The organism is Streptomyces sp. SLBN-8D4 (assembly GCF_049739545.1).
GTDB classification, from domain to species: Bacteria; Actinomycetota; Actinomycetes; order Streptomycetales; family Streptomycetaceae; genus Streptomyces; species Streptomyces canus_C.
The window spans coordinates 5,895,947-5,922,687 of record NZ_JBMGQC010000001.1 but is presented as its reverse complement, the minus strand read 5'-3'; the positions used below and the strand labels follow the sequence as shown (position 1 = coordinate 5,922,687).

Genomic DNA, 26,741 nt, shown 5'->3' with positions numbered 1-26,741 from the left:
CGACTCCCCGGAGGTACGGGATGTTGACGGCACGAAGGCGCGCGGTGGCGGCGGCGGTCCTGACCGGATCGCTGCTGATGACCTCCTGCGGGAACTCCGACAGCGGGTCCTCCGACGGGAAGACGCTGCGGCTGTGGCACTACGAGGGCCCGAGCAGCGCGATGGGCATCGCCTGGAAGGAGGCGATCAAGGAGTTCGAGGCCACACACCCCGGCGTGAAGGTGAAGTTCGAGGAGAAGAGCTTCGACCAGATCCAGAAGACCGCCCCGATGGTCCTCAACTCCTCGGACGCGCCCGACCTCATGGAGTACAACAAGGGCAACGCGACCGCGGGCCTGCTCTCCAAGCAGGGACTGCTCACCGACCTCACGGCAGAGGCCACCAAGCGCGGCTGGGACAAGAAGCTCAGCCCCAGCGTGCGCACCACCAGCCTCTACGACGCCAACGGCGTGATGGGCTCCGGCAAGTGGTACGGCGTCCCCAACTACGCCGAGTACACGCTGGTCTACTACAACAAGGACCTCTTCAAGAAGTACGGCATCGCCGAGCCGAAGACGCTCGGCGAACTCACCGCCGCCATGGACAAGTTCGTCCAGAACAAGATCACGCCCCTCGCCAACGGCGGCGCCGCCTACCCGGCTCAGCAGTACCTCTACCAACTGGCCCTGTCCAAGGCCGACCGCTCCTGGGTGAACGCCTACCAGCTCTACAAGGGCAAGACCGACTTCCACGACGCGGCCTGGACCTACGGCGCCGAGACCTTCGCCGACTGGGTCAGGAAGGGCTACTTCAGCAAGAGTTCCAGCGGCCAGAACGAGGAGGCCGCCGGTGTCTCCTTCACCTCCGGCAAGGCGCCGATCCTGTTCTCCGGCAGCTGGTGGTACGGCCGCTTCAAGACGGACAACAAGTTCGACTGGGGCACCTTCCGCTGGCCCGACTCGAAGCTCACCCTCGGCTCCGGCGGCAACCTCTGGGTCGTACCGCAGGGGTCGAAGAACAAGGACCTCGCCTACGACTTCATCGACATCACCATGTCGAAGAAGATCCAGAACCTGCTCGGCAACTCCGGCGGTGTCCCGGTCGCGGCCGACGCCTCCGCCATCACCGACCCCCGGTCGAAGACCCTGATCGACGACTTCAACACCCTCTCCAATAACGACGGCCTGGCCTTCTACCCCGACTGGCCGGTCCCCGGCTTCTACGACGTCCTCGTCTCCGAGACCCAGAAGCTGATCACGGGCAGCGACAAGCCCGACGGTTATCTCGGCGATCTCCAGGAGGCCTACGACAAGGGCGCGCCGAAGCAATGACGGTGACCGTCGAACGGAACGCGCGGGCGGTCGGCAAGGGAACCGTCGGTAAACCCCCGCGCGGTCCCCGCGACTCCTACGCCCTCTTCCTTCTCCCCGGCGCCCTCGCCTTCCTCGCGATCGTCGTCCTGCCGTTCGTGATGAACACGTACGTGAGCTTCACGGACTGGCAGGGCGTGGGTTCGCCCACGTGGTCCGGGCTCGCCAACTACCGCGAGCTGATGGACGATTCCGAGTTCTGGGCGTCCTTCCGGCACAGCCTGTTCATGGTCGTGGCGATGGCGGCGATCCCCACGGCCCTCGGACTGGTCCTCGCCGCAGCCCTGTTCGATCACGTCGGCAAGCACTTCGGATCCAGAACAGCCGCCGTTCTCCGCGCCTGCTTCTACCTCCCCCAGGTCCTGCCGATCGCGGTCGCCGGCATCGTCTGGAGCTGGATCCTCGCCCCCGACAACGGCTCCCTCAACACCCTCCTCAAGGCGATCGGTCTCGGCGGCTGGCAGCAGGACTGGCTCGGCGACCCCGACCTCGCCCTGTACAGCGTGATGGGCGTCATGGTGTGGGTCCAACTCGGCTTCCCGCTGGTCGTCTTCATGGCGGGCCTGCAACGCGTCGACCCGCAGCTGTACGAGGCGGCCGAGCTGGACGGCGCCGGCTGGTGGCGCCGCTTCTGGCACATCACGCTGCCGCAGATCCGGCCGGAGATCTACGTCGTGCTGACCTGGTGCTCGATCGCCGCACTCAAGGTGTTCGGCGCGGTGTACGTCCTGACCAAGGGCGGGCCCGGCGGCGCCACCGACGTGCCCTCCTACTTCTCCTTCACCACGTTCTTCGAGAAGACGCAGGTCGGCTACGGCGCCGCGATCTCCACCGTGCTGACGGTGATCATCCTCGCGCTCTCCCTGATCGGTCTGAGGCTCCAGGAGAGGAGCGACCCGTGACCACCGCCCTGCGCCGCTACCCGGTGCTGATCGCCCTGTGCATCGCGGCCCTGTTCATGGTCGTGCCGTTCCTGATCGTGGCGGTCAACGCCTTCAAGTCCCCCACGGAGTACGCCCAGAACGGTCCCCTCAGCCTCCCCGACGGCCTCTACACGGACGGCATCAAGGACTTCTGGGAGCGGGTGGACTTCGGCCGGAAGCTCGTCAACTCGGTGCTGATCAGCGGCTCGGTGGCGGTACTGGCCGTGGTGCTGTCCGTCCTGAACGCCTACGCGATCGGCATCGGCCGTATCAAGGCCCGCACCTGGGTCCTCGCCTTCTTCGTCCTCGCGAACATGCTGCCGCAGGAGGCGCTGGTCTATCCCGTCTACTACCTGAGCAAGCAAGTCGGCCTCTACGACACCAGGTTGAGCGTGATCATCGTGTTCACGGTGATCCAGTCGGCTTTCGGCACGTATCTGCTCTCCTCGGTGCTCGGCCAGTTCCCCCGCGAGATCCTGGAGGCGGCCCGGATCGACGGCGCCGACAAGTGGCAGGTCCTGTGGCGGATCGTCGTCCCCGTCAGCCGCCCCACCCTCGGGGTGCTGCTGGTCTTCTTCTTCATCTGGACCTGGAACGAGTTCCTGCTCCCCCTGGTCATGCTGATCTCCAACGACAACCAGACGGTGTCGGTGGCCCTCGGCGTCCTCCAGGGCCAGCGCCTGATGGACGCCACGATGACCAACGCGGCCGCCCTGCTCGGCGTGCTCCCCGCGATCGTGTTCTTCCTCCTCTTCCAGCGAACCCTCACCCGCGGTATCGCCGTGGGTGCCGTGAAGTAAGGACCCCCCACAGATGAAGTTCACCGACGGCTACTGGCTGTTGCGCGAGGGCGTGACCGCGGCCCATCCGGCCCAGGTCCACGAGGTCAGCGCGTCGGACGGCCGGCTGGACATCCTCGCGCCGACCCAGCCCATCCGCCGCCGCGGCGACCTGTTGAAGGGACCGGTCGTGACGATCAGCGCCCATGCCCCGATACCCGACGTCATCGGCGTCACCTTCACCCACTTCGAGGGCGAGCAGCCGCAGGGTCCCGCGTTCGAGGTCCGTACGGAGGACTTCACGGCGCACACGGAGTACGACGAGGAGCACGCCACCCTCACCTCCGGCGCGCTGTCGGTCCGGGTGGCCCGCACGGACACCTGGCGGGTCGACTTCCTCGCGGACGGCCGGCTGCTGACCGGCAGCGGCCCCAAGGGCATGGGCATCATGCGGGACGCGTCGGGCGCCCACTACCTGCGCGAACAGCTCGGCCTCGGCGTGGGCAGCTCGGTCTACGGCCTCGGTGAACGCTTCGGGCCGCTGGTCAAGAACGGCCAGGTCGTCGACATCTGGAACGCCGACGGCGGCACGGCCACCGAACAGGCCTACAAGAACGTCCCGTTCTACCTCACCGACGCGGGCTACGGCGTCTTCGTCGACCACCCCGGCAAGGTGTCCTTCGAGGTCGGCTCGGAAGCGGTGTCGCGGGTTCAATTCAGCGCCGAAACACAGGAGTTGACGTACTACGTCATCTACGGCCCGAGCCCGAAGGAGATCATCCGCAAGTACACGGCCCTGACCGGCCGCCCGGCCCTCCCGCCCGCCTGGTCCTTCGGCCTGTGGCTGTCGACGTCCTTCACGACGTCGTACGACGAGGAGACGGTGACGTCGTTCATCGACGGCATGAAGGACCGGGAACTGCCCCTCTCCGTCTTCCACTTCGACTGCTTCTGGATGCGCGAGTTCAACTGGTGCGACTTCCAGTGGGACCCGCGGGTCTTCCCCGACCCGGAGGGGATGCTCGCCCGGCTGCACGCGCGGGGCCTGCGGGTCTCCGCGTGGATCAACCCGTACATCGCCCAGCGGTCGCCCCTGTTCGCGGAGGGCAAGGCGCTCGGCCATCTCCTCCGGCGTCCCGACGGCAGCGTCTGGCAGTGGGACCTGTGGCAGCCCGGCATGGCCCTGGTCGACTTCACCAGCCCGGCCGCCCGCGACTGGTACGCGTCCAAGCTGGAAGCGCTGCTCGCGCAGGGTGTGGACTGTTTCAAGACCGACTTCGGCGAGCGGGTGCCGCTGGACGTGGAGTGGTCCGACGGCTCCGACCCGGAGCGGATGCACAACTACTACTCCTACCTCTACAACCGGACCGTCTTCGACGTGCTGCGCAAGCACCGCGGCGAGCAGGAGGCGGTTGTCTTCGCTCGCTCGGCGACCGCGGGCAGCCAGCAGTTCCCGGTGCACTGGGGCGGCGACTGCGAGGCGACGTACGAGTCGATGGCCGAGTCCCTGCGCGGCGGCCTGTCCCTCGGCCTGTCCGGCTTCGGCTTCTGGAGCCACGACATCGGCGGCTTCGAGGGCACCCCGACACCGTCGCTCTTCAAACGGTGGCTGGCCTTCGGGCTCCTCTCCTCCCACAGCCGCCTGCACGGCAGCTCCTCCTACCGGGTGCCGTGGCTGTTCGACGAGGAGTCCGTGGACGTACTGCGGCACTTCACCCGCCTCAAACTGAGCCTGATGCCCTATCTCTACGAGGCCGCGCGCACCGCCCACGCCGAGGGCGTGCCGGTGATGCGGGCGATGGTCCTGGAGTTCCCGGACGATCCCGGGTGCGCGCACCTGGAGCGGCAGTACATGCTCGGCCCCGACCTGCTGGTGGCGCCGGTGTTCGACGACGAGGGCGAGGTCTCCTACTACGTCCCCGAGGGCACCTGGACCCACTTCGTGACCGGCGAGACGGTGACCGGGCCGCGCTGGGTGCGCGAGAAGCACGACTTCCTGAGCGTGCCGCTGCTGGTCAGGCCGGGCGCGGTGGTCCCGGTCGGCGCGGTGGACGACCGGCCCGACTACGACCACGCCGACGGGGTGACCCTGCGGGCCTACGGCCTCGGGCGGGGCGAGCAGGTCACGGTACGGGTGGGCGAGGTCGCCTTCACCGTCGTACGCGAGGGAGACACCTTGCGGGCGTCCTGCTCCGACCCCTCGGCGCCCTGGGGGCTGGCCGCGGGCGACCGGGAGACGCGGGCGCGGGCCGGGACCGGCTTTCTCTCCCTGGAGCTGGGCTGATGGTGAAGATCACGGATGTCGCGCGGCGGGCCGGGGTCTCCCCCAGCACCGTCTCCTACGCCCTCAGCGGCAAGCGCCCGATCTCCGAGGAGACCCGGCAGCGGGTCGAGGACGCCATCCGCGAGCTGGGCTACCGCCCGCACGCGGGCGCCCGCGCCCTGGCCGGCCGGCGGTCGAACGTGCTGGCCCTGGTCGTGCCCTTGCGGGCGGGGATCCACGTCCCGACCGTGATGCGGTTCGCGGTGTCCGTGGTGACCACCGCCCGCCGCCACGACCACGACGTGCTGCTGCTGACCCAGGAGGAGGGTGCGGACGGGCTGACCCGGGTCGCGGAGACGGCGCTGGTCGACGCGCTGATCGTGATGGACGTCCAACTGGACGATCCCCGGCTGCCGTTGCTGCGGAATCTGGAGCTGCCGTCCGTGCTGATCGGCCTGCCTGCCGCCTCGGAGGGCCTGACCTGCGTCGACCTGGACTTCAGGGCGGCGGCCGAGGCGTGCGTGGAGCATCTGGCGAGGCTGGGTCACCGGTCGGTGGCCCTGGTCGGTTCCCCGCCGGAGGTGTACGTGCGCCGCACGGCCTTCGCCCAACGGGTGGTCCAGGGCTTCACGGACGCCGCCGACCGCAGCGGGATGTCGTCGACCGTCCACCCCTGCGAGCCGGGCGCGGCCCGCGAGGCCGCCGAGCAACTCCTCAGGGAACAGCCCGCGTTGACGGGATTGGTCGTCCACAACGAGGCCCTGCTGGGGCCGCTGCTGGACGCCTTCGAACACCTCGGCCTCCGCGTCCCGGCCGACCTGTCCCTCACCGCGATCTGCCCCGACGAGCTGGCCGAGTCGGTCCGCGTCCCGATCACCTCGGTCGCGCTGCCGTCGGCGGAGGTGGGCGAGCGGGCCGTGGAGCTCCTGATGAAGAAGCTGGCCGGGACGGCCGTACCGGAGTCGACGTTGTTGCCGCCGCGGATGACGGAGCGGGCGAGTACGGGGAGGCGGACGGTTTCCTGACGCGCCTTGGCCGGTCCCTCGTGATCAACAGGTGAGGGCCCTGCCTTCCACGAGGTGTGGACGGCAGGGCCCTCAGGCCGTGCTCTAGTCGCCGGAGATCAGGAACTCGACGTTCTGCACCACGAACTCACCGTAGTGCAGGGCCGATCCGAGACCTTCCAGCCTCTTGTACTGCTCCTCGGACAGCGACGCGTCAGGCGCGTACTCGATCACCCTCAGCAGTACCCGCAACGCCAGGTCCGGGGTGCAGTGGTGGGCGCAGTCGACGAGCGCCCGGCGCACCTCGGCGGTCAGGAACCCCATGGACTCGATCTCGGCGACGACCTCGTCCCGGTGGTCGAGGCCGTCCTCCGTGTCGGCTCCGGTGAGCGGCGGCACCTCCGCCCGCGCGGACAGCCAGGTGTCGCACACGTCGACGACGGTCCGCGTCCACTCGGCTCCCGTGGTCTGCCGGAAGCTCGGGCCGTACTGCGACCCGGCCGTCCACAACACCTCCAGCGTCTCCGACGGCAGGCCGTCGAGGAGTGTCCGGGCGTCGCGGCGCACGGACAGGGCATCGGCGGCTCCTTCCCCCAGGCGCCGCGCGACGAGTTCGGCGGCGGTGTCCGCCTCATAGGACCAGTCCTGGTGGAAGAAACTCATCACCCACGGGACGCCGAAGTCGAACTCGGTGAAGCGCTGCACGGGGGTCTCCTCCTTACTTCGGGTAGCAGGTCTGCACGTAGTAGCCCAGGGGGTGTTTCGCCTGGCCCTCCACCTTGGGCGCCCTCACGAGCTTGATGAAGAAGCCGTTGCCCGTGGCCTTGGGAGCGGCCCGGCCACTGTCGTAGTAGACCGTACCGAGGGAGTTGTTCCGTCCGAAGGTGCCCGACCAGGTCAGCTCGTTCGTCCTGTTCTCCGACATCCACTTGCGGATCTTGTTCGCGTTGTTGGCCAGGGCGTAGTCGACGACCTGCTGCGCGGTCTGCTGGTCGACGAACACGCTGTTCGGCGTGTCGTAGCCGTTCTTGACCGTCTTGTCGTGGGCGATGGTCTCGGCCTCGGCCTGGTTGGGGCGCACGTGGTCCTTGAGAGTGTGCGCCTGGCCGGGGAAGCTCGCCTCGTCCAGGATGAGGTCGCTGCAGTTGTGGACCAGGACCGGGGTGGCGCCCGCCACCGCGTAGAACGTGTGCAGTCCGGACACGGTCAGGTCGTACACGGTCTGCGGTGCCGAGGCGTCGCGGTCGAGCACCGCGGCCACCGTGCGCGGGCCGGCGCCGGGGGTACGCAGGCTGTCGCCGGGACGCAGGTCGGACGCGAGGGTCCAACCCCGGCCCATGACGAAGAACTTGTGCCCCGAGGTGCTGGTCAGGTCGCCGCCGGACGCCAGTGTGATGTCCAGCAGGTCGGCGGAGGCGTGCGAGAAGGTCTGGGTGACCGGCTCGCCCCGGGTGTTTCCGGTGTCGGGGTCGGTGGCCAGGAGCCGGTCGCCGAACCGCACGTCACGGATGTCCTTGCGGCTGCCGTCGGCGAGGACCACCTGGGTACCGCCGGGGAAGCTGTTGCGGATGCAGGCGGTGCGTGCCTCCTCGTACGTCCGTGCGCTGCGCTCGATCGCGGCCAGGGCGCGGGCGTCCACGTCCAGGACCCGCAGCGCCTTCAGGGCGTCGGAGACCCCGATGCCGGTGCGCATCGCGGCGTCCACCGCGCGGATCGCCTCGGTGACCTTCGCGATCGGACCGCCCAGCGGCAGCCAGGTGGCGGCCCAGGCACAGTCGCCGTAGCTGCCGCCGTCCTGGGCCGTGGTGATCTTGTGGTAGCAGCCGACGAAGTCCCCGATGATCGAGTCGAAGAGCCCCTTCCACAGGTCCTTGGTCGCCTCCCACGAGGAGATCTTGACCTTCTTGCTCAGGTCCGTGAACGTCTTCGTCTTCAGGAACTGCGTGTCCCCCGCGGGGCAGCCGGCCTCGGTGGCCGGCACCTCGGGGTTGAGACACAGGTAGTAGCTGACGGTGGCGTCGAAGTGCACCTCGTACACCAGGTCGCAGGGAAGGCGCGAGCAGTCGTCCGGCAGCCGCTGCGGGTCCCCCCGCTGCTTGATGTCGTCGATGACGGAGAACACCCCGCCGAGCCCGGTGCCGGCACCCGCCTGCACCTGGCTGTTGGCGTCGTTGCGCGCGGCCTGGTCGGCCGCCTGCTGCGCCGACTCCGCGTACTTCTGCGCGTCCTTGGCGGCCTGTTCCGCCGCCGTGGCCTCGGCGTCCGCGCGGTCGGCAGCCGCGCGGGCGTCCTTGGCGGCCTGTTCGGCCTCCGCGGCGGCCGAGCGGGCGGCCTCCGCGTCCAGGGCCGCCTGGTCGGCGGAGGCGCGGGCGTCTACCGCGTAGCTCTCGGCGCGGTCGGCCGCCTGGTCGGCGGCGGCCGCGTCCTCGGTGGCCTGGCGGTCGTACTCCTTGGCGCGGGCGAGGGAAGCCTGCGCGTCGGCCGCGTACTGGGCGGCCTCGGCGGCGTAACCGAGCGCTTCCTTCGCCGACTTGCGGGCGTCGGCCGCGAATCCGGCGGCCTCCGCGGCCAGCGTGTAGGCCGCCTTCGCGTCACCGGTGGCAGCGGCCGCGAGGCTCGCCGCCTGGGCCGCGTTCTTCTGCGCGTTGGCCGCGTGCGCCTCGGCGACCGCCTGCTGCTGCTCGGCGATCGTCTTGGACGACTGGCCCGACAGCACGGCAAGGCCCGCCGCCGAGTCGGTGGTGACGTAGGGCGCGCCCAGCTGGATCGCGTCGTTCGCCGGAGCGGCCACCTGCTGGGCCGCGTTGCCGGCGTCCTCCGCCGCCTGGGCGGTGGTGTAAGCGTGCCCGGCCGCGTCCGCCGCGCCCGCGACCGCCTTGGCGGCCTCGGCCTTCGCCGCGTCGGCCTGCTTCATCGCGTCGGCGGCGTGCTTCTCGGCCTCGTCGGCCAGCTTGACCGCGGTCCGGGCGGCGGAGGCCGAGGCCTCGGACGCCTTGATGGCGTCGGCGGCCGCGCTGGTCGCCGTACGGACGGCGGCGTCCGCCCTCAGCTTGGCGGCCTGGGCCGCGTCGGCGTCGGAGCGGGCACGCGTGGCGGCTGCCTCCGCGCGCGTGGCGGCGGCGTCCGCGTCGGCCGCGGCCTGCGTGGCCGCGTCCGCCTCGGCTCGGGCCGAACTCGCGGCCGATTCGGCGTCACCGGCAGCCTTGTTCGCCTCGTCGGCGGCGGCCCGGGAGTCCTTCGCGTCGGCGTCCGACTCGTGGGCCTCGGCGTAGGCGTCCTTGGCGTCCGCCTTGGCGCGGGCGGCGTTGGCCTTGCTCTCCGCGTCCCACGCGTCGTCGCTCTTGCCCTTGGCCCGGTCCCGGGCGGCCTCGGCGTCCTGCCGCTTGGCGCGGGCCGTGGACTCGGCGTTCTCCGCCCGGCCCTTGGCCTCCTGGGCGGTCTGCGCGTACCCCTGCGCGTTCTGCTTGTGCTGGGCGGCCTCGGCCTGCTTGGCGGCGGCGGTCTCCTTCTCCGCCTTCGCCGTCGCCGCCTCGGCCTCCGCGGCGAGCCGCTTGGCGTGCGCGTCGGCGGCCGCCGCCTTCGCGTCGGCCTCGGCCTTCTGCGTCTCGACGAGCTTGGCCTTCGCGAGGTCCCGCGCGTCCTTGGCGGTCTGCGCCTGTACGGCGGCCGCGTCGGCGGCGGCCTTCGCCTGGGCCCGGGCCTCGTTCGCGGCCGCGGTACGGAAGGCGGCCTTGGACTGCGCGGCCTGCGTCAGCGCGCGGGCGGCGACGGTGGCACTGTCCCCGGCGGCGGCACGGGTGGCAGCGTAGGCGGTGTCACCGGCCTTGGCGAGCGCGTCCAGCGCGGCGGCCGACGCCTTGGTGACCTGCGCCTTCTGCTGCCCGACGAGCAGACCCCGGCCCCGCGGGGCACCCGCCTTGTCGGCGATGCCGTACGCCGTCGTCAGCGCGGTGTCCGACGTGGTGGCGGCCGTCTTCGCCGCCGTGGCCTGGGCCTTGAGCAGGTCGACCTGCTTCTTCGCGGCGGCCTGGGCGTCCGTGACGCCCTTGGCCGCCTTGTCGAACTGTGCCTTGGTCGGGTAGTCGAGGTCGTCGTCGGCGCCCTGGTGCCCGGACGGGACGACGTCGAACTGCTGCGGCGCCTTGCCGGTGCAGTCCCACATCCGGCCGTCCCGGCTGTTGGTGTAGTCGGCGAGGTCGAGGCAGTTGCCGGTGCCCGGGTTGTAGAGGCGCGAGGTGCCGTGGGTGCCGTACTGCCACTTCTGCGAGGCCCCGGTGCCACAGGTGGAGATCTGCACCGGCGTGCCGTTGGCGCTCGCGCCGCCCTTGACGGTCAGGCACTTGCCCGAGTTGGGGTTGACCAGACGCTCGCCGTCGATCTGCCACTTCTGACCGACGCTGCCGTTGCAGGTGTAGATCTGCACGGGCGTGCCGTTGTCCTTCTTGCCGCCCGCCACGTCCAGGCACTTGTCGGACGCCCCGTGGGCGTGCACGACGAAGGGGCTGGTGCCGATCCAGCCGGGGCCGCCGGCCGACCAGTAGTCCTGCCAGCGAACCAGGTGGTCGGCGCGCCAGGACAGCCCGAGCAGTTCACCGAGCGCCTTGGAGCCGGTGGCCAGCGCCTTGACGGCGGTCTTGTTGGCGGTCAGGAGCTGGTTGCGCGGGGTGGCCTGCGCCGCGATCTCCTGCTGCCACTCGGCGGAGGCGGCGGCGACCTCCCTGCCGAGCACCTTGTTCGGGTCGACCGGGGTGCGCCAGGCACAGGAGGAGAACCGGGACTTCAGGTCCTCGACCGCGATGCGGTATTCGACGCTGCCGGGCTCGGGCGCGGTGCGCGGGAAGCCGCCGTACGACAGGAAGAGCCGGGCGTTGTCGGCGGCCGTCGGCTCCATCGACCAGTTCACCAGATGGTCGTAGGCCTGGTGCTCCTCGTACGCCTGATTCCAGTTGGGCGAATGCGGGTCGGGGTCGCCGCCGTACAGCGGGTCACCGAGGTCCTTGACCGCCTTGACGCCGGCGTCGTCGGCCTTCGGGGTCAGGTCACGGTAGAAGTCGTCCTCGGACTTCCAGAACTGTTCCCAGATCCACTTGGAGATGCCGGTCTGCTGGAAGAAGTTGGGGCGGTCGTCGCCGCTCGTGCCGGGCGGCCACTCGAAGTCGGCGACCGACTTGAAGCCGGACGGCGTGGGCAGTCCGGAGATCTGGAAGTCCCGGATGTGGTCGTAGAGCGCCGAGCCCTCCTTGTCGGCGGCGTCCCGGTCCTGCTTGAACGCCGTCGACAGCGGAGTGGTCTCCCAGTACTGCCGGTTCGCCGCGGTGTGCAGCTTGTCCGGCGTCTGGTTCAGCCCGTCCTGCGCGACGCCGAACATGGCCGGCCCGCCCATCCGCAGCGCCTCTCCCAGCAGGCACTGGTCCTGTCGGAGCTGTTCGGCGGCCTTGGCGTCGAAGCCGTCGTAGCTGTCGCCGCTGTCCGAGGCGTCGGCCGCGGAAGCCATGTCGTCGGCCGCGTACCGGCTGATGAGGTCCGGCTGTACGGCCACCGACCCGATCAGGGCCACGGCGACCGCGGATGTCAGCAGCGGTGTCAGGAGCCCGGAGTGCGCGCGGGCATGCGTGAAGAGCCGATATCTCGGCATCGTGGTCTGTCCTCCCCGTGGCGACGGTGTTCCCCCGGTCGCCGTTCGACGCGCCCTGTGGCGGAGTGGTCGGCTCCGTCCGGCGCGGCGTTTACCTTAGACATACATGTCGGGTGCAGGACAAGAGTTTTCCGGGTTACATGTGGGCAACATGTGAAGCCCGGGGCAGTGCGGACAGCCGGGGACGGATCGGGGACAGACATGACGAAGGCCCCGCTGCCGTGAAGCAGCGGGGCCTTCGCCCACATGGGGTTGCCTCCCGGAAGAGGCGAGTGGAGATGGCGGGAATCGAACCCGCGTCCAACGGTGCAGAACCAGGGCTTCTCCGTGTGCAGTTCGCTGCGATTTTCTCGGCCCCGGCGATCACGCGAACAAGTCGCCGACGGGCCCAGTCACTGTTTGATTTCCCATCGCACCCCGTGACCGGGCGCAATGGTTTAGTCCCCTAAATTATGCCAGGATCCGGGTCGGGAACACTCCCGGGCTGACACCCGTTAGGGCCTTCGCTCACTGCTTATTAGGCAGCGAGGGCGAAGACGCGGGAATCGCTCTTGGAATTGGCGATTATTGGTTGCGACATATGGTTTACGAGATCATTGCCGCTTCCTCGACACGCTTCCCCTGCCTCAACAGCCGCTGTCGAAACCGATCATCCCCATGTTTTGTTTTCAATGCGCCCACCGACCTCGGCCGGTGTTGGCTCCATCGTACGTGACCAACGCACGCCGATGCCACTGTATTCCCGGCGACCGCGCCAGGCCGGCCGCGCCCTACTGACCGCGCTCCTTGCGCTTCACCGCCGCGATCGCGCGGTCCGACTCCCGCCGGTCCTGCTTCTCGCGCAGGGTCTGCCGCTTGTCGTACTCCTTCTTGCCTCGCGCGAGGGCGATCTCGGCCTTCGCGCGGCCGTTGGTGAAGTACAGGGCGAGGGGCACGATCGTGTGACCCGTCTCCTGGGCCTTGGTCTCCAGCTTGTCGATCTCCTCGCGGTGCAGCAGCAGCTTGCGCTTGCGGCGCGCGGAGTGGTTGGTCCAGCTGCCCTGGCTGTACTCGGGGATGTGGGCGTTGTGCAGCCACGCCTCACCGCCGTCGATCTGGACGAACCCGTCGGCCAGCGAGGTCCGCCCCTGGCGCAGCGACTTCACCTCGGTACCCGTGAGCACGATCCCGGCCTCGTAGGTGTCGATGATCGCGTAGTCGTGCCGGGCCTTCTTGTTCTGGGCGACCAGCTTCCGCTTGCCGCCCTTCTCCCCGTCCCGGGCCTTGCCGCCCCCGCCACCCTGCTTCGGCTGGGACTCCTTCGGTACGTACATTCCCTTGCTCATAGTGCTGCCCATTTTCGCACTAGGTGGGGGTGCGAGGACCAGTCCTTATCGAGGGGCGGCCCGGGCAGCGCCCCTTCAGGGGCGCGGGGCTGTGTCGATGTGCGGCTCCGCCGCGTGGGCGCGACAAGCTCCCACCGGCCCGCAGCCGACGGACGACCTCTAGTCGCCCAATCCCCCGAGCACCGTCTCGGCCCGCTGAAGAGCCCCCTCGTCGGCCTCGAGATCGGGCGTGATCCCCCGTCCGTCGACCCCTCGCCCCGACGGGGTCCGATAGTGCCCCACGGTCAGCTCGGCCACGGCCCCGTCCGGCAGGCGGCTCGGCATCTGCACGGACCCCTTGCCGAACGTACGGGAACCGACGACCACGGCCCGCCCCCGGTCCTGCAGCGCCCCGGTGAGAAGCTCCGCCGCGCTCATCGTGCCGCCGTCGACCAGCGCGACCAGCGCCCTGCTCGTGTCCCCGCCGGGCTCGGCGTGCAGCGCCTGCTGCGACCCGTCGACGTCGTAGGTCGCGACCAGTCCCCCGTCGAGGAAGGCGGACGCCGTGGTGACCGCCTCGGTGACCAGTCCGCCGGAGTTCCCGCGCAGGTCGAGAATGATCCCGCCGCCGGCCGGAGCGTCCTGGACGGCGTCACGGACCTCGTCCCCGACGCCCTTGGTGAACGAGTCGATCCTGATGACGGTGATCCCGCCGGCGAGTTCCCGGACGGCGACCGAGTCCGTGGACAGACGGGCGCGCCGGACGATCTTCGTCCACGCGCGTGTGCCGCGCTCCAGGCCGAGCCGCACCGCCGTACCGGCGGCCGCGTCCTTGGCGTCGCCGCGCAGTAAGGAGACCACCTCGGTGACCGGGTGCCCGTCGACCCGCTCCCCGTCGACGCTGCGCAGCCGGTCGCCCTCGCGGATCCCGGCGGCGGCCGCGGGCGAGTCCGAGCTCACCCGGGTCACCTCGATACGGCCGTCCCGCTCGCGCCGCGCCCACAGGCCGACGCCGGTGTACCGGCCGTCGAGGGCCTCCTCGAACTCCTCGTACTCGCCACGGGAGTAGACGGCCCCCCAGCGGTCCCCGCTGCGACTGACGGCGCGCTCGGCGGCCTCCACGGGGGACGCTCCGTCGGCCATGGCCTTCTCGGCCGCCGCGGCCACGTCCTCGTGATGACCCGCGGGGGCGGCCGAACGGGCCGCGTCCGACGAGGACTTCCGGTCTTTGCCGTCGGCCTCGGAGAAGGAGCCGGTCGCCGCGCCGGCCACCAGCACGCTCGCGAACACCAATGTCAGGGCCGCCCCCCGGCGGATGCGGCGGGGCTGACAGAACAGATCTCGGCCCGACATGCCGGTGAGTCTAGGACAACGCAAGAGGGCCGCACGGCCGGTTGACCGTACGACCCTCTTGGCATGCGTCACACCTTCAGGTACTTGCGCAGCGCGAAGAACGCGGCCAGCGCGGGCATCAGCACGCTCGCGGCGAGGATGAGCGGCAGCTTCGTGAGGACGGCGTCCCAGCCCACGAAGTTGATCAGGTTGAGCTTGGAGGCCAGGGCCATGCCGTGGTCGACGGTGAAGTACCGGCCGACGACCAGGAAGACACAGGCGAGCCCGCCGCCGATCGCACCGGCGACGGCGGCCTCCATGATGAACGGCGCCTGGATGTAGAACCCGGACGCGCCCACGAGCCGCATGATCCCGGTCTCCCGCCGACGGCTGAACGCCGAGACACGCACCGTGTTGACGATCAGCAGCAGGGCGACGATCAGCATGAGCGCCATGACGCCGAGCGCGGCCCTGTTCATCAGGTTCAGCATCGTGAAGAGGTTGTCCAGGATGCCCTTCTGGTCCTGCACGGACTGCACCCCGTCACGCCCGTTGAACGCGGTCGCGATGACCTGGTACTTCTCCGGGTCCTTCAGCTTGATCCGGTACGACTCCTGCATCTGGTCCGGCGTGAGGGACGCGGCCAGCGGGGAGTCGCCGAACTGCTCCTTGTAGTGCTTGTAGGCCTCGTCCTGCGACTCGTGGATGACCGTCTCGACGACCGACATCTTCTTCAGGTCGGAGAGGACGTCCTTCTTCTGGTCCTCGGTCACCGCGCCCTTGGCGCAGTTGGGGTCCGACTCGGCGTCGCTCTTGTTGCAGAGGAAGATCGAGACGTTGACCTTGTCGTACCAGTAGCCCTTCATGGCACCGACCTGGTCGCTCATCAGGAGCGACCCGCCGAACAGAGCGAGGGACAGGGCGACGGAGACGATGACCGCGAACGTCATCGTCAGGTTGCGACGGAGACCGACACCGATCTCGGAGAGTACGAACTGGGCGCGCATGGCGTCTTCTTCAGGCCTTTCCGGGGACTCTACGAACGGCGGTCAGTGCTGGTAGCCGTAGACGCCGCGTGCCTGGTCGCGGACGAGGCGGCCCTTCTCCAGCTCGATGACGCGCTTGCGCATCTGGTCCACGATGTTCTGGTCGTGCGTGGCCATCAGGACCGTCGTGCCCGTCCGGTTGATCCGGTCGAGCAGCTTCATGATGCCGACGGAGGTCTGCGGGTCGAGGTTGCCGGTGGGCTCGTCGGCGATCAGCAGCTTGGGCCGGTTCACGAAGGCCCGCGCGATGGCCACGCGCTGCTGCTCACCGCCGGACAGCTCGCCGGGCATCCGGTCCTCCTTGCCGCCGAGCCCGACGAGGTCGAGCACCTGCGGCACGGACTTGCGGATCTCGCCGCGCGACTTGCCGATGACCTCCTGCGCGAAGGCGACGTTCTCCGCCACCGTCTTGTTCGGCAGCAGCCGGAAGTCCTGGAACACCGTCCCCAGCTGGCGGCGCATCTGCGGCACCTTCCAGTTGGAGAGACGGGCGAGGTCCTTGCCGAGGACGTGCACCTGACCCTGGCTGGTCCGCTCCTCACGGAGCACGAGTCGCAGGAAGGTGGACTTTCCGGAGCCGGAGGACCCGACGAGGAACACGAACTCGCCCTTCTCCACTTCCAGGGAGACATCCCTGAGTGCGGGGCGGGTCTGCTTGGGGTAGACCTTGGATACGTTGTCGAATCGGATCACGGATGCACCACGGTAGGCCGGGGGTAGATGAGCGTGACCATACGCGAACCGGGTGCGCGAGCGCAGGCACCGGTTCGGGTTGCGTATCGGTTGGGCGGTTTTGTGCCCACCTGGGAACCCCTTCTCGGCAGCGCACAGGCGACCCCCGGAGGAACCTGGCACAGTAGAGAGGGGAACGTTCTCCGACCCGGAGGCGTTCTTCCCGTAGAACGTATTTCGCAGGAAGGGTGACGCGCATGACGTACGACCGCCTGGTGTGCGCAAACTGCGCGGCACCCGTGAGCGAGGGCCGGTGCCATGTGTGCCGCGCGAACCGCGAGCGGCTGCAGCAGGAGAACCTCTTCGCGGGCCTGAACCCGACGGCTCTGATCGCGCTGCTCGCGGTGCTGATCGCAGCGGTGGCCCTGCTGGCGCACCAGACCGCGTAGGCAGCGGTCGAGGACATACGAAGGGCCCGGAGCGTGTCCGCTCCGGGCCCTTCGTCGTGCAGCATGCGCACGCTACGCGGGCGCGTGACTACCTGACGTCACCGTCAGGCGGCAGCGCCACCGCGGCCGCCCGCAAGGCGCGGCAGCAGACGGAAGCCGACACCGCCGGCGATCATCGTGGCGGCACCGATGACCAGGAAGGCGGTCTGGCCGGCACCGGTCTCGGCGAGCTGCTGGCCGTTGCCCTGGGCCGACGTGTTGGACGTGGTGTCCGTGCCGGTCTCGGTGAGGGCCGAGGAGCCCTCCTCCTGGGTGGAGGCGTTGGAGCCGCCGTCGGGGTTGGTGTTGCTGTTGCCACCCCCGGCGTTGCCGTTGCCGTGTCCGTTCCCGTTGCCATTGCCGTTCCCGTTGCCCGGGTCGGTCGGGTCCTCGGTGGGCTCCGTCGGCTCCTCGGTGGGATCCGTCGGGTCGTCGGTCGGGTCCTCGGTGACCGGCGGCGTCACCGGGTCCGTCGGAAGATCGGTCGCCGGGTCCGTGGGGAGTTCGGTGACCGGGTCGGTCGGAAGCTCCGTGACCGGGTCGGTCGGGTCGTCGCCGAGGCCGGTGTCGACGTTCACGCCGACTCCGCTCTCGCCCACGCTCACGCCGATCTCCAGCGCGGATGCAGCGCCGGCAGCGGTCAGCGAGGCACCGGCCGCGATCACGGCACCGGCGGCTATGCGCGCGATCCGGATCCGCGTCTTCTTCGTCATGTGGTTGCTACCCCCAGTAGCTCATCGTCAATGAGGCGGCGCTCGGGGCCGTGATCGACGGGAGAAGGTAGCTGTGCTTCAAGTCCCCCGGTTCACATGCGCCCCAGAGATACGCATGCCGCGCTTCACCATTCCCATTTTTCAAAGCAACGTCAAGGCCGTTGCGGGCGCGATGTCCTGGTAAGCGCTCTTTGCCGGGGAAAGCGGTCTGTGAGTGTGATGTAAAACCCAGACATAAAGCAAACTGCCGCCCGGCGGGCGGCAGTTGCGGAACGAACGTCAAGTCGACAAAGTTACTTCTCCTGCTGCTTGCGCCAGCGAATTCCGGCTTCCAGGAAGCCGTCGATCTCGCCGTTGAACACAGCCTCGGGGTTGCCGACCTCGAAGTCGGTGCGCAGGTCCTTGACCATCTGGTACGGGTGCAGGACGTACGAACGCATCTGGTTGCCCCAGGAGTTGCCGCCGTCGCCCTTGAGGGCGTCCATCGCGGCCTGCTCCTCCTGGCGGCGCCGCTCCAGCAGCTTGGCCTGGAGGACGTTCATCGCGCTCGCCTTGTTCTGGATCTGCGAGCGTTCGTTCTGGCAGGAGACGACGATGCCGGTGGGGAGGTGGGTCAACCGCACCGCGGAGTCGGTGGTGTTGACGCCCTGACCACCGGGACCGGACGACCGGTACACGTCCACGCGCAGCTCGGACTCGTCGATCTCGATGTGGTCGGTCTGCTCGACCACGGGCAGGATCTCCACCCCCGCGAAGGAGGTCTGCCGGCGTCCCTGGTTGTCGAAGGGCGAGATGCGCACGAGGCGGTGGGTGCCCTGCTCCACGGAGAGCGTGCCGTAGGCGTACGGAATCTGCACGGCGAAGGTGGTCGACTTGATGCCGGCCTCTTCGGCGTACGACGTCTCGTAGATCTCGGTCTTGTAGCCGTGCTGCTCCGCCCAGCGCAGGTACATCCGCTGGAGTTTCTCGGCGAAGTCGGCGGCGTCGACGCCACCGGCCTCGGCGCGGATGTTCACGAGCGCCTCGCGGGAGTCGTACTCACCGCTGAGCAGCGTACGGACCTCCATCTCGTCCAGCGCCTTCTTGACGGAGGTGAGCTCCGTCTCGGCCTCGGCGAGGGTGTCCGGGTCGTCCTCCTCCTCGGCCATCTCGAACAGCACGGAGAGGTCGTCGATGCGGCTGCGCAGCGCGTCCGCCTTCCTGACCTCCGCCTGGAGGTGGGACAGCTTGCTGGTGATCTTCTGCGCCTCGTCCGGGTTGTCCCACAGGGACGGCGCGGCCGCCTGCTCCTCGAGCACGGCGATGTCTGCCCTCAGCTTGTCGAGGTCCAGAACGGCCTCGATCGACTCCATGGTCGAGGAGAGGGACTTGAGCTCTTCGGATACATCGACGACTGCCACGCCCTCCAGCCTAACGGCTGTGGCAACCGACGTCGGTCCTCCCCCGGAGCACCGCCCCCTCAGGGGGAGGCGGGCGCCGAGTTCCTCGTGTCCCGCGGTGACGCTCCCGCGTCGTCGCCCGAGGTGGCCGCCCAGATCCCCGCACCCACCGCGGCGACCAGCACCAGCCCCGCGAACAACCGACGTCCGTCGCCCCCGGACCACCACCCCTCAGGGGGAAGCGGGCGCCGAGTTCCTCGTGTCCCGCGGTGACGCTCCCGCGTCGTCGCCCGAGGTGGCCGCCCAGATCCCCGCACCCACCGCGGCGACCAGCACCAGCCCGGCGACCCCCACGACCAGTCTCCGCCGCCGCGTGGTCGCCCGGTGCCGCGCGGATCCCGGCCGCGGCGCACCGGCGGGCCTCGGCACCCGGGCCGTCCCGCGCGCGCCTCCGGCCAGCTCGTCGGGGCCGGGCACCCTCATCGAGGTGTGCGTGTCCCGATTGGAGTCCGCGGGCTTCGCGCCCGGCACCAACGGCACCGCTCCCCGCCGCACCGGTCGCGCGGACGGTGCCGGCTCCCCTGAGGAGTCCGCGGCCGAGTTTTCCCCGCCCTGCTCGTCCTCCTGCTCCGCGTCCGGCTCGTCCACGTCCAGCGGGGGCATCCCGGCCAGCAAGGGCAGCAGTTCCCGCAGCCGCGTCCCCAGCTCGGACGCCCGCAACCGGGAGGCCGGCGCCTTCGCCAGGCACTGCACTATCAGCTGCCACAGCTCGTCGGGGATGCCCGGAAGCGGAACCACCGTCTCCGTGACGTGCCGTCGCAGCACCGCCCCGGGATGGCCGCCGCCGAACGGCGTGAACCCGGCCAGCAGCTCGTACAGGACGGTCGCGAGGGCGTAGATGTCCACGGACGCCCGCGGCGGCAGTCCCTCGACGATCTCCGGTGCCAGGTAGTCGGGCGTCCCGATGATCTTCGTGGCCCGGGTCCGCCGCGGCGAGTCGATGAGCTTCGCCACACCGAAGTCGGTCAGCAGCGCCGGATGCGCGCCCCCGGGGCCCAGCGGCCCCTGCATGTCCAGCAGGATGTTCTCCGGCTTCACGTCCCGGTGCACGACGCCCGCCGCGTGTGCCGCGGCCAGCCCGTCCGCGACGTCCGCCACGATCGCTGCCGCCGCCTCGGGGGCGAGCCGCTTCTCGCGGTCGAGCCGGGTGCGCAGATCGGTCCCCCGGACCAGGTCCATGACGAGCGCGAGGTCGTTGCCGTCGACGACGAGATCGCGCACGGAGACCACGTGGGGGTGGTCCAGGCCGAGCAGGGCCGTGCGCTCCTGGACGAAGCGTCCGACGAGCTCCTGGTCGGACGCGAGGTCCTCGCGCAGCAGCTTCACGGCGACGGGCCCCTCGGGCCCCTCGCCCAGCCACACCGTGCCGGCGCTGCCCCGCCCCAGGATCTGGTTGGCGGTGTACCGGCTGCCGATCTTCCGTGCCAAGGCTGCTCCTACAGACGCGTGTTGCCGATAAAACTACGCGTCGGATGAGCCAACCTTCACCGCGGAGACGTAAATCACCCGCTGAGTGTCGACAAATCCCCAGAGTTACTGCTGACCTGAGGACTTTCCGCCCAGGTCCCCGATCCAGCCGCTCACGGTGTCGACGATGTCCCCGATCTGCTGCCAGTAGCTCTTTCCGGTGCCGATCCACTCCTGGAGCGGGCTCAGCTCCCAGATCAGCCAGCTCGCGACGAACAGGATGACGATCGTGAACAGGCAGCCCTTGAGGCAGCCCAGACCCGGGATCTTCATCGGGTTGGCGCTGCGCTGCCGCGGCTGCCGGGGCTCGCGCCCGGGGCGCTCGGGCTGCGGCGGGGGCGCGTACCGCTGCGGCTGCTGTTGCTGCGGGGCGTACTGCTGGGGCTGCTGCTGCGGCTGACGGCCGTAACCGCCCTGCGGCGGGCGTTGCTGGGGCCGCTGCTGCCGCTGCGGCGGCTGCTGTTGCTGCGGCCTGGCGACCTGCCGCTGGGGGCGGCGGCGCAGCGGGTCCTCGTTGGGGTCGAGGTACTGGACCTGCGTCTGTTCGTTGCGGTCACGGGCCGCGCGCAGCTGGTTCTGCCAGGGGTGCGGGTCCTCGGGCCCGCCGGGCTGCTGCCCCTGCTGCCCGTACTGCCCCTGCCCCGGCTGTCCGGGCGGCACCGGCGGCATGACGGCCGTCGGATCGGCCGCGCCGCGGTTCGGGAGCACGGCGGTGGGGTCGGCGGCGCCGACGGGGTTCCCGGCGCCGGTGTGCGGCAGGAAGCTGGTCGCGGCGTTCGGGTCGTAGGCACCCGCGGCGCCGGCACCGTGCGGCAGCACCTGCGTCGGGTCGGCGGCGCCGGGGGTGTCCGGCACCGCCGCCGGGTCCGGGTCGGGCAGCAGGAGTGCGCCGACGTTCTCCGCGGCGGCGATCTGCGCGGAGTTCGCGTGCACGCCGATGCCCTCGGCGACGACTCGCAGCCCGCGCGCGAGGTTCTCGGCGCTGGGGCGTAGCTCGGGGGTCTTGCTGAGACAGCGCTCTATGACCGTCCACAGCGGGTCGGGGACCGTGGAGGGGCGGCGCGGCTCGGCGCTCAGGTGCTGGTGCAGGACTTCGAGGGCGGAGCCGCCGGCGAACGGCGGCCGGCCGGTGACCAGCTCGTACAGCAGGATGCCGGCGCCGTAGATGTCGACGGCGGAGGTCTGCGGACGGCCCTCGGCGGACTCGGGCGCGACGTACGCGGGCGTGCCGACGAATTCCTGGGTCCGGGTCAGGCCCGGGGAGTCCGCGAGGCGCGCGATGCCGAAGTCGGTCAGCAGGGGGTGCATCTGGCCGCCGTACTGCCGCAGCAGCACGTTGGCGGGCTTGAGGTCGCGGTGGACCACGCCGTCGGCGTGGCTGGCGGCGAGCGCGTCGGCGATCTGGGCGGTGATCAGGGCGGCGCCGACGGGGCTGAAGGGGCCGTTCTCGCGCAGGTAGCGGTGCAGGTCAGGACCCTCGACGAGGTCCATGACCAGAGCGAGCAGATCACCTTCGACGACCAGGTCACGCACCCGCACGATGTTCGGATGGGTCAGCCGCAGCAGGACGGAGCGCTCGCGCAGGAACCGCATCACGATGTCCGGGTCGCTCGCGAGCTCCTCCTTGAGGACCTTGATCGCGACGGTCTCGCCGGGCTGTCCCGGTACGGCGGCCTCGGCGCCCGCGGTCTCCCGCTGGCGGGCTCGCCACACGGTCCCCGTGGCACCGCGTCCGAGCGGCTCCTCGAGGAAGTACTTGCTGCCTACCGGCCGCACGTCATGCACTCCCTGCTGCTTGCTGTCGTTCCGACCCACTTCCGACCCACTGTAGTGCCGCTCCTCCTGGCACCGCGTAAGCGTTCCCGGGCACGTTCGCAGGAAAGACGCTCCGTCCGGGGCTCCTGGTTGCCGGACGTTGACGTGACCGATCTCAAGTGATCGCCGACGCTGCACTGGTCAGGCACTTTTGGGGGCAGAGCTGACCAATCAAGATCACTTGCCCTCGGGCGACGGGCGCGTTGTCAGTGGCAGGTGCGAGGATGCCTGCAGTACTGGCCGATGGTGCTCGTGCGGGGTGGGGATGTCCGCGTCCGAGCAGAAGGGACCGCTGACGGCGATGCAGATCCGGCTGACCGTCGTAGACCCTCTGGGCCCGCCCGACCGGGCCCGGGGCCGCGCCGCGAGCTGCGACGTGCTGGTCACCGCTCCCGTCGGCACCGCACTGGCCGCGGTGGCCACGGCCCTCGCCTCGGCGGTCCCGGGGGACGGGGGGATTTCCCGCGCGGGCGAGACGGAGCGCGGCGGCGGTCCGGTCGTGCTGTACGCGGACGGTGAGCGGCTGGACGCCCAGCGCGCCACCCTGGGCGAGCCCCCGCTGATCGACGGTGCCGTGCTGTCCCTGGGCGCCCCGGCGGCCCCCGAGCCCCACCCGGAGCTCGACGACGCCCCCACCCGGCTCCACGTGGTCGCCGGCCCCGACGCCGGCGGCGTCCATCTGCTGCACGGCGGCCAGATCCACATCGGCCGCTCCGCCGACGCCGACGTCCCCCTGGACGACCCCGACGTCTCCCGCCTGCACTGCGCGGTCACGGTCGCCCCCGACGGGCGCGTCTCCGTGGCCGACCTCGACTCCACCAACGGCACGACCCTGGACGGCACCCGCGTGGGCACCCGTCCGGTCCGGTTCCCTCCGGGGGCGCTCCTGAGGATCGGCGAGTCGGTGCTCCGGCTGTCGCCGAGCGGGGGGCGACGGCTCGGGACGGAACCGGACGGCGAGGGCCATGTGCGGGTGATCTCCGTCGAGGCCGGGGCCGTGCCGGGCGACGAGCGGGGGCGCGGGGGCGCGGATTCCGCCGCGCGCGTCGGCCGGCCCGGGCCCGCACCGGGCGGGAGCCGGGCCCACGGAGCTTCCGCACCGGCCGGTGAGCCGGGCGGCGGACGGCAGGGACCGAGCGTGCCCGCCGCGGGATCCGGCCCGGCCGGGTACGCGCCGGGCGCCGTCCAGGGGCGCGGGACGACGGAAGCCCCCGGGGACCGCAGAGGTGACTCGGGCACGGTCCCCGGACAGGCCGAGCACACGCCACGCGCGCGGAGCAGGGTGTCGGCGGCGGCCGCGGGCGCCGGGTCCGGCAGGGCCGCGTCGGCCTCGACCGAGGGCCCGGCACGCGCGCGGGGCGGCGCCCGGGAAAGCGACGACACCTCGCCCCAGCCGCCCACCGACCGGACCCATCACGCCTACGGCTCCGGGAGCTGGGGCGCGTCGGGCGGCGGCTCCGAATCCACCGGAGCGCAGGGCCACCGCCCCACCGAGCCACCGGTCGTCGTGCCGGGACAGGGCGGCGCACCCCGGATCGAGCGCCGGGACGACTTCGGCGGCGGCCGTCCGGACACCGACGGCAACCCCCGGGCCGGAGTCCGCTCCGACGCTCCCGGCGACGGACGCGGCAGGGATTCCGGCGGCGACACCCACGGCGGCCGGTCCGGGCTCGGCTCCTTCGAAGTCACGCGCACCACCGCCCTCCCCTCCCCTCCGCCTGCCGACCAGGACCAGCCCTCCCCCGACTCCCCGGACGCCCCCGCTGCGGGCAACCGCAAGGGCACCCCCCTGCGCGGGACCGACGTACCGCAGGGCGTGCGGCGGCGAGGGGGGCTGTCCGCGTGGGCCCGGCGGCTGACCGGGGGGCGGGGCGAACAGGAGACGCCCGAGCGGGACGAGGCGTACGACGGGACGACCGCGCCGGTCACCGCGGTGCCCTCGGCCGACGCGCGCCAGGTGCCCGAGGTCTGGCCCGACCCGGCCGCCCTGCTGCTGACGGCACTGGGTCCCGGCGCGCGCCTGTGGGAGCGCGGGCCCGGGCATCCGGAGGCGCTCACCGTGCGGCTCGGCACCGCCGACCGGGCGGCCCCGGACGGCTCGGGGCTGCTGCCGGCCGTTCCGGTCACCGCGGATCTGCGCGAGGCCGGCGCCCTGGGCCTGGCCGGTCCCCGCGCCCGCCTGTCCGGGCTGGCCCGCGCGGTGGTGGCCCAGCTGGCCGCCCTGCATGCTCCCGAGACCCTGGAGATCGTCCTGATCAGCACGGACCGCTCCCGGTCCGCGCAGGAGCGCACCGCCGAGTGGTCCTGGCTGGGCTGGCTCCCCCATGTCCGCCCGGGGCACGGCCAGGACTGCCGCCTCCTCCTCGCCCACGACCGCGAACAGGCCGCGGCCCGCACCGACGAGCTCTTGCGGCGCCTGGACGACCACCTGGCCGACGCGGAGCTCGCCCCCGCGCGCAGGACCGTTCCGGCCGCCCGCTCCGCCGTCCCGCAGGACCGTCCCCGGGACACCGCCCGACGGCCCTCCTGGGCCCGGGGGGACGCCGAGGACGAGACGAGCGGTGGCTTCCCGGGGCCGTACACCGTGGTCGTCGTGGACGGCGACCCCGGCGGCGCGGGTCTGCGCAAGGCCGTGGCGCGACTGGCGGCTGAGGGCCCTCGGGCCGGCATCCACATCGTGTGCCTGGCCGAGACGGCCCCGGCCTCGCCCGCGTCTCCGGTGACGGACACGTACGAGGCGGCGTGCGCGGCGGCCCCGACCTTCCGCGAGTGCGGGGCGGTCGGTCTGCTCAGCGGGGACGTGGCGACGGCACTGCGGCTGATGCGGGTGGCCCGGACCGGGGTTCCCGCGGAGGCGGGCGCCGAGACCGACGGCACCGGCGCCTCCCGCAACCACCCCGGGCCCGGCCGTCCCGGCCCGGCGGAGACCCGTCACGCGGACGCGTCCCGCAGCGGTGCCAAGGCCCGTCCCGCCGGCCCGGGCCCGCGCACCGACGCCGACACCCTGCACCTCACCGCGGCCCCCACCCCCACTCCTGTCGGCCACGGCACGGTCGCCGCCGTGGACGCCGTCTCCGCGGCCTGGGCCGAGCGGTTCGCGCGGGCGCTGGCGCCGCTGCGGACGGACGGGACGGCCGGTGCGGGGCACGCGCGCGTCTCCTCGCCGTTGCCCCAGTCGGCGCGCCTGCTGGACGAGCTGGGGCTGGCCCGGGCCACCCCGCCGTCGCTGATGACCCGCTGGGCGGACGCGGCCGACGACCCGGAGTCGTTCGGCGGCCGGGCCTGGGCGGTGCTGGGGGCCGGACCCCGCGGCCCGGTCTGCGCCGACCTCGTGGCCGAGGGCCCGCATCTGCTGATCGAGGGCCCCGCGGGCAGCGGCCGTACGGAACTGCTGCGGGCGGTCGTCGCCTCACTGGCCGCGGCCGAGCGCCCCGACCGTCTCAGCGTCGTCCTGATGGACGGCCGGGACAGCGTGGGCGTCGGCGGCCAGGGCGAGGGCCTGCGCGTGTGCACGGACGTGCCGCATGTGACCACCCACCTCACCGCCAACGACCCGGTCCGCATGCGGGAGTTCGCCCAGTCCCTGAGCGCCGAGCTGAAGCGGCGCGCGGAGTTGTTGGGCCGCTCCGACTTCGCGGAGTGGCACACCGGCCGGGCGCTGTCGGGCCGCATGGTCGCGCAGCGCACGGCGTCCCCCCGCAACCCGACGGGCACCGCGGGTCCTTCCGGCGACCAGTCCGCCGGCGACCTCGACTCGCCGCCCAGCTCGACGATCCGCCTGCGCCCCGGTGCGGCCCGCCGTCGTACCGACACGGCACCCCCGCTCCCCCGTCTGGTCGTGATCGTGGACGACCTGGACGCCCTGGTCTCCCCGCCCCTCGGCTCCCCGGGCAGGCCGGCCGCCGGCTCCGTCATACGCGCGCTGGAGGCGGTGTCCCGGGAGGGCGAGCGCCTGGGCGTCCACCTGGTGGCCGCGACCGGCCCTGGCGGCCGTACGGCCGAGTCGGAAGCGGCCCGCCGGGCCACTCTCCGCGTCACCCTGGACACCCCGGCCACAGGCCCGGACGAACCGGCTCCCGGCCGCGGCCGGCTGACCTGGCCCGACGGCCGGATCACGGCCTTCCAGGCGGGCCGGGTCACCGGCCGCATCCCCCGCACCGCGACCCTGCGCCCGACGGTCGTCCCGCTGGAATGGGACCGCATGGGCGACCCCCCGGCCCGCCGCCCGGTCCGGGAACTGGGCAACGGCCCGACGGATCTTGCCCTGCTGGCGAGTGCATTGGAACGGGCAGCGCGGGAAGTGGCAGCGGCAGAGGTCCCGTCACTGCTCTAGACGACGTCAACGGGTCCCGGGGGCACCGCCCCCGGGCGACGCATGCCACAACGCACCGGCACTGGTCACGACGCCATTACGATCACCCGCTTGACAGTGGACGCCCACTTGCCGACCTCGGCCCCCCGGCGTAGACCAGATCGCACGGGACAGCCCTCGAACGTTCGACGAGGAACGAA

17 protein-coding genes and 1 other RNA gene are annotated in these 26,741 nt (G+C 71.3%); 7 read left to right on the top strand and 11 right to left on the bottom strand.

The window, feature by feature from the left end; all coding sequences use genetic code 11:
* Positions 1-20 precede the first annotated feature (20 nt).
* The 5 genes from RKD20_RS26885 to RKD20_RS26865 are packed head-to-tail and all read left to right on the top strand — an operon-like array spanning position 21 to position 6,339.
* Positions 21-1,310 (top strand): ABC transporter substrate-binding protein, encoded by a 1,290-nt coding sequence (locus RKD20_RS26885; protein ID WP_424879949.1) that lies wholly within the window; start codon positions 21-23, stop codon positions 1,308-1,310.
* Entirely contained in the window at positions 1,307-2,251 is a 945-nt protein-coding gene (locus RKD20_RS26880; protein WP_424879948.1) for a carbohydrate ABC transporter permease, read from the top strand. The genes RKD20_RS26885 and RKD20_RS26880 overlap by 4 nt, the downstream gene beginning before the upstream one ends.
* The gene (locus RKD20_RS26875) at positions 2,248-3,072 is read left to right on the top strand and encodes a carbohydrate ABC transporter permease (protein ID WP_424879947.1); all 825 of its coding nucleotides are present in this window, start codon (positions 2,248-2,250) and stop codon (positions 3,070-3,072) included. Before RKD20_RS26880 ends, RKD20_RS26875 begins: the two co-directional genes overlap by 4 nt.
* Positions 3,073-3,085: 13 nt before the next feature.
* Entirely contained in the window at positions 3,086-5,335 is a 2,250-nt protein-coding gene (yicI, locus tag RKD20_RS26870) for an alpha-xylosidase (protein WP_424879946.1), read from the top strand.
* On the top strand, positions 5,335-6,339 hold the full coding sequence (locus tag RKD20_RS26865; protein ID WP_424879945.1) for a LacI family DNA-binding transcriptional regulator: 1,005 nt from the start codon (positions 5,335-5,337) through the stop codon (positions 6,337-6,339). Before yicI ends, RKD20_RS26865 begins: the two co-directional genes overlap by 1 nt.
* Before the next feature lie 84 nt (positions 6,340-6,423).
* Here RKD20_RS26865 and RKD20_RS26860 read toward each other — a convergent pair whose 3' ends face one another.
* The 7 genes from RKD20_RS26860 to ftsE all read right to left on the bottom strand — a co-directional run bounded on the left by RKD20_RS26860 (position 6,424) and on the right by ftsE (position 16,328).
* Positions 6,424-7,023, bottom strand: a complete 600-nt coding sequence (locus tag RKD20_RS26860; RefSeq protein WP_424879944.1) for a hypothetical protein — start codon at positions 7,021-7,023, stop codon at positions 6,424-6,426.
* Between the two features lie 13 nt (positions 7,024-7,036).
* Positions 7,037-11,953: a ricin-type beta-trefoil lectin domain protein gene (locus RKD20_RS26855; protein WP_424879943.1), complete on the bottom strand. Its 4,917-nt coding sequence runs from the start codon at positions 11,951-11,953 to the stop codon at positions 7,037-7,039.
* 270 nt (positions 11,954-12,223) lie between these two features.
* Positions 12,224-12,610: a transfer-messenger RNA gene (ssrA, locus tag RKD20_RS26850) on the bottom strand.
* Between the two features lie 113 nt (positions 12,611-12,723).
* Entirely contained in the window at positions 12,724-13,266 is a 543-nt protein-coding gene (smpB, locus tag RKD20_RS26845; RefSeq protein ID WP_007382420.1) for an SsrA-binding protein SmpB, read from the bottom strand.
* 171 nt (positions 13,267-13,437) lie between these two features.
* Positions 13,438-14,610 (bottom strand): S41 family peptidase, encoded by a 1,173-nt coding sequence (locus RKD20_RS26840; protein ID WP_424879942.1) that lies wholly within the window; start codon positions 14,608-14,610, stop codon positions 13,438-13,440.
* 68 nt (positions 14,611-14,678) lie between these two features.
* Positions 14,679-15,596 (bottom strand): permease-like cell division protein FtsX, encoded by a 918-nt coding sequence (gene ftsX / locus RKD20_RS26835; RefSeq protein WP_359433363.1) that lies wholly within the window; start codon positions 15,594-15,596, stop codon positions 14,679-14,681.
* A gap of 42 nt (positions 15,597-15,638) precedes the next feature.
* A complete protein-coding gene (ftsE, locus tag RKD20_RS26830) occupies positions 15,639-16,328 on the bottom strand; it encodes a cell division ATP-binding protein FtsE (protein WP_007382424.1) in 690 nt (229 codons plus the stop codon).
* A gap of 236 nt (positions 16,329-16,564) precedes the next feature.
* Between ftsE and RKD20_RS26825 the strand changes: the two genes are divergently transcribed.
* Complete coding sequence (locus RKD20_RS26825; RefSeq protein WP_020121271.1) at positions 16,565-16,756, top strand: hypothetical protein; 192 nt, start codon at positions 16,565-16,567, stop codon at positions 16,754-16,756.
* A 104-nt stretch (positions 16,757-16,860) separates the two neighbouring features.
* Here the strand turns inward: RKD20_RS26825 and RKD20_RS26820 are convergent, their stop codons facing one another.
* The 4 genes from RKD20_RS26820 to RKD20_RS26805 all read right to left on the bottom strand — a co-directional run bounded on the left by RKD20_RS26820 (position 16,861) and on the right by RKD20_RS26805 (position 22,190).
* Positions 16,861-17,508 carry a hypothetical protein gene (locus RKD20_RS26820; RefSeq protein ID WP_424879941.1) on the bottom strand — a complete coding sequence of 216 codons (648 nt, stop codon included), beginning with the start codon at positions 17,506-17,508 and terminating at the stop codon, positions 16,861-16,863.
* Positions 17,509-17,801: 293 nt separating this feature from the next.
* Entirely contained in the window at positions 17,802-18,908 is a 1,107-nt protein-coding gene (prfB, locus tag RKD20_RS26815) for a peptide chain release factor 2 (protein ID WP_424879940.1), read from the bottom strand.
* A 210-nt stretch (positions 18,909-19,118) separates the two neighbouring features.
* Positions 19,119-20,375 (bottom strand): serine/threonine-protein kinase, encoded by a 1,257-nt coding sequence (locus RKD20_RS26810; RefSeq protein WP_424879939.1) that lies wholly within the window; start codon positions 20,373-20,375, stop codon positions 19,119-19,121.
* A gap of 105 nt (positions 20,376-20,480) precedes the next feature.
* Positions 20,481-22,190 carry a serine/threonine-protein kinase gene (locus RKD20_RS26805; protein WP_424879938.1) on the bottom strand — a complete coding sequence of 570 codons (1,710 nt, stop codon included), beginning with the start codon at positions 22,188-22,190 and terminating at the stop codon, positions 20,481-20,483.
* Positions 22,191-22,530: 340 nt separating this feature from the next.
* Here RKD20_RS26805 and RKD20_RS26800 point away from each other — a divergent pair, with 340 nt between their 5' ends.
* Positions 22,531-26,562, top strand: coding sequence for an FHA domain-containing protein (locus RKD20_RS26800; RefSeq protein WP_424883329.1), 4,032 nt, complete (start codon positions 22,531-22,533; stop codon positions 26,560-26,562).
* Positions 26,563-26,741 lie beyond the last annotated feature (179 nt).

Excerpts from the sequence above, each read along its gene's own strand:
- ftsX (WP_359433363.1), bottom strand. The coding sequence starts at position 15,596 with ATGCGCGCCCAGTTCGTACTCTCCGAGATCGGTGTCGGTCTCCGTCGC.
- RKD20_RS26825 (WP_020121271.1), top strand. The coding sequence starts at position 16,565 with ATGACGTACGACCGCCTGGTGTGCGCAAACTGCGCGGCACCCGTGAGC.
- RKD20_RS26885 (WP_424879949.1), top strand. The coding sequence starts at position 21 with ATGTTGACGGCACGAAGGCGCGCGGTGGCGGCGGCGGTCCTGACCGGA.
- RKD20_RS26820 (WP_424879941.1), bottom strand. The coding sequence starts at position 17,508 with ATGACGAAGAAGACGCGGATCCGGATCGCGCGCATAGCCGCCGGTGCC.
- RKD20_RS26855 (WP_424879943.1), bottom strand. The coding sequence starts at position 11,953 with ATGCCGAGATATCGGCTCTTCACGCATGCCCGCGCGCACTCCGGGCTC.
- RKD20_RS26880 (WP_424879948.1), top strand. The coding sequence starts at position 1,307 with ATGACGGTGACCGTCGAACGGAACGCGCGGGCGGTCGGCAAGGGAACC.
- RKD20_RS26800 (WP_424883329.1), top strand. The coding sequence starts at position 22,531 with ATGCAGATCCGGCTGACCGTCGTAGACCCTCTGGGCCCGCCCGACCGG.
- RKD20_RS26840 (WP_424879942.1), bottom strand. The coding sequence starts at position 14,610 with ATGTCGGGCCGAGATCTGTTCTGTCAGCCCCGCCGCATCCGCCGGGGG.
- RKD20_RS26865 (WP_424879945.1), top strand. The coding sequence starts at position 5,335 with ATGGTGAAGATCACGGATGTCGCGCGGCGGGCCGGGGTCTCCCCCAGC.
- smpB (WP_007382420.1), bottom strand. The coding sequence starts at position 13,266 with ATGTACGTACCGAAGGAGTCCCAGCCGAAGCAGGGTGGCGGGGGCGGC.
- yicI (WP_424879946.1), top strand. The coding sequence starts at position 3,086 with ATGAAGTTCACCGACGGCTACTGGCTGTTGCGCGAGGGCGTGACCGCG.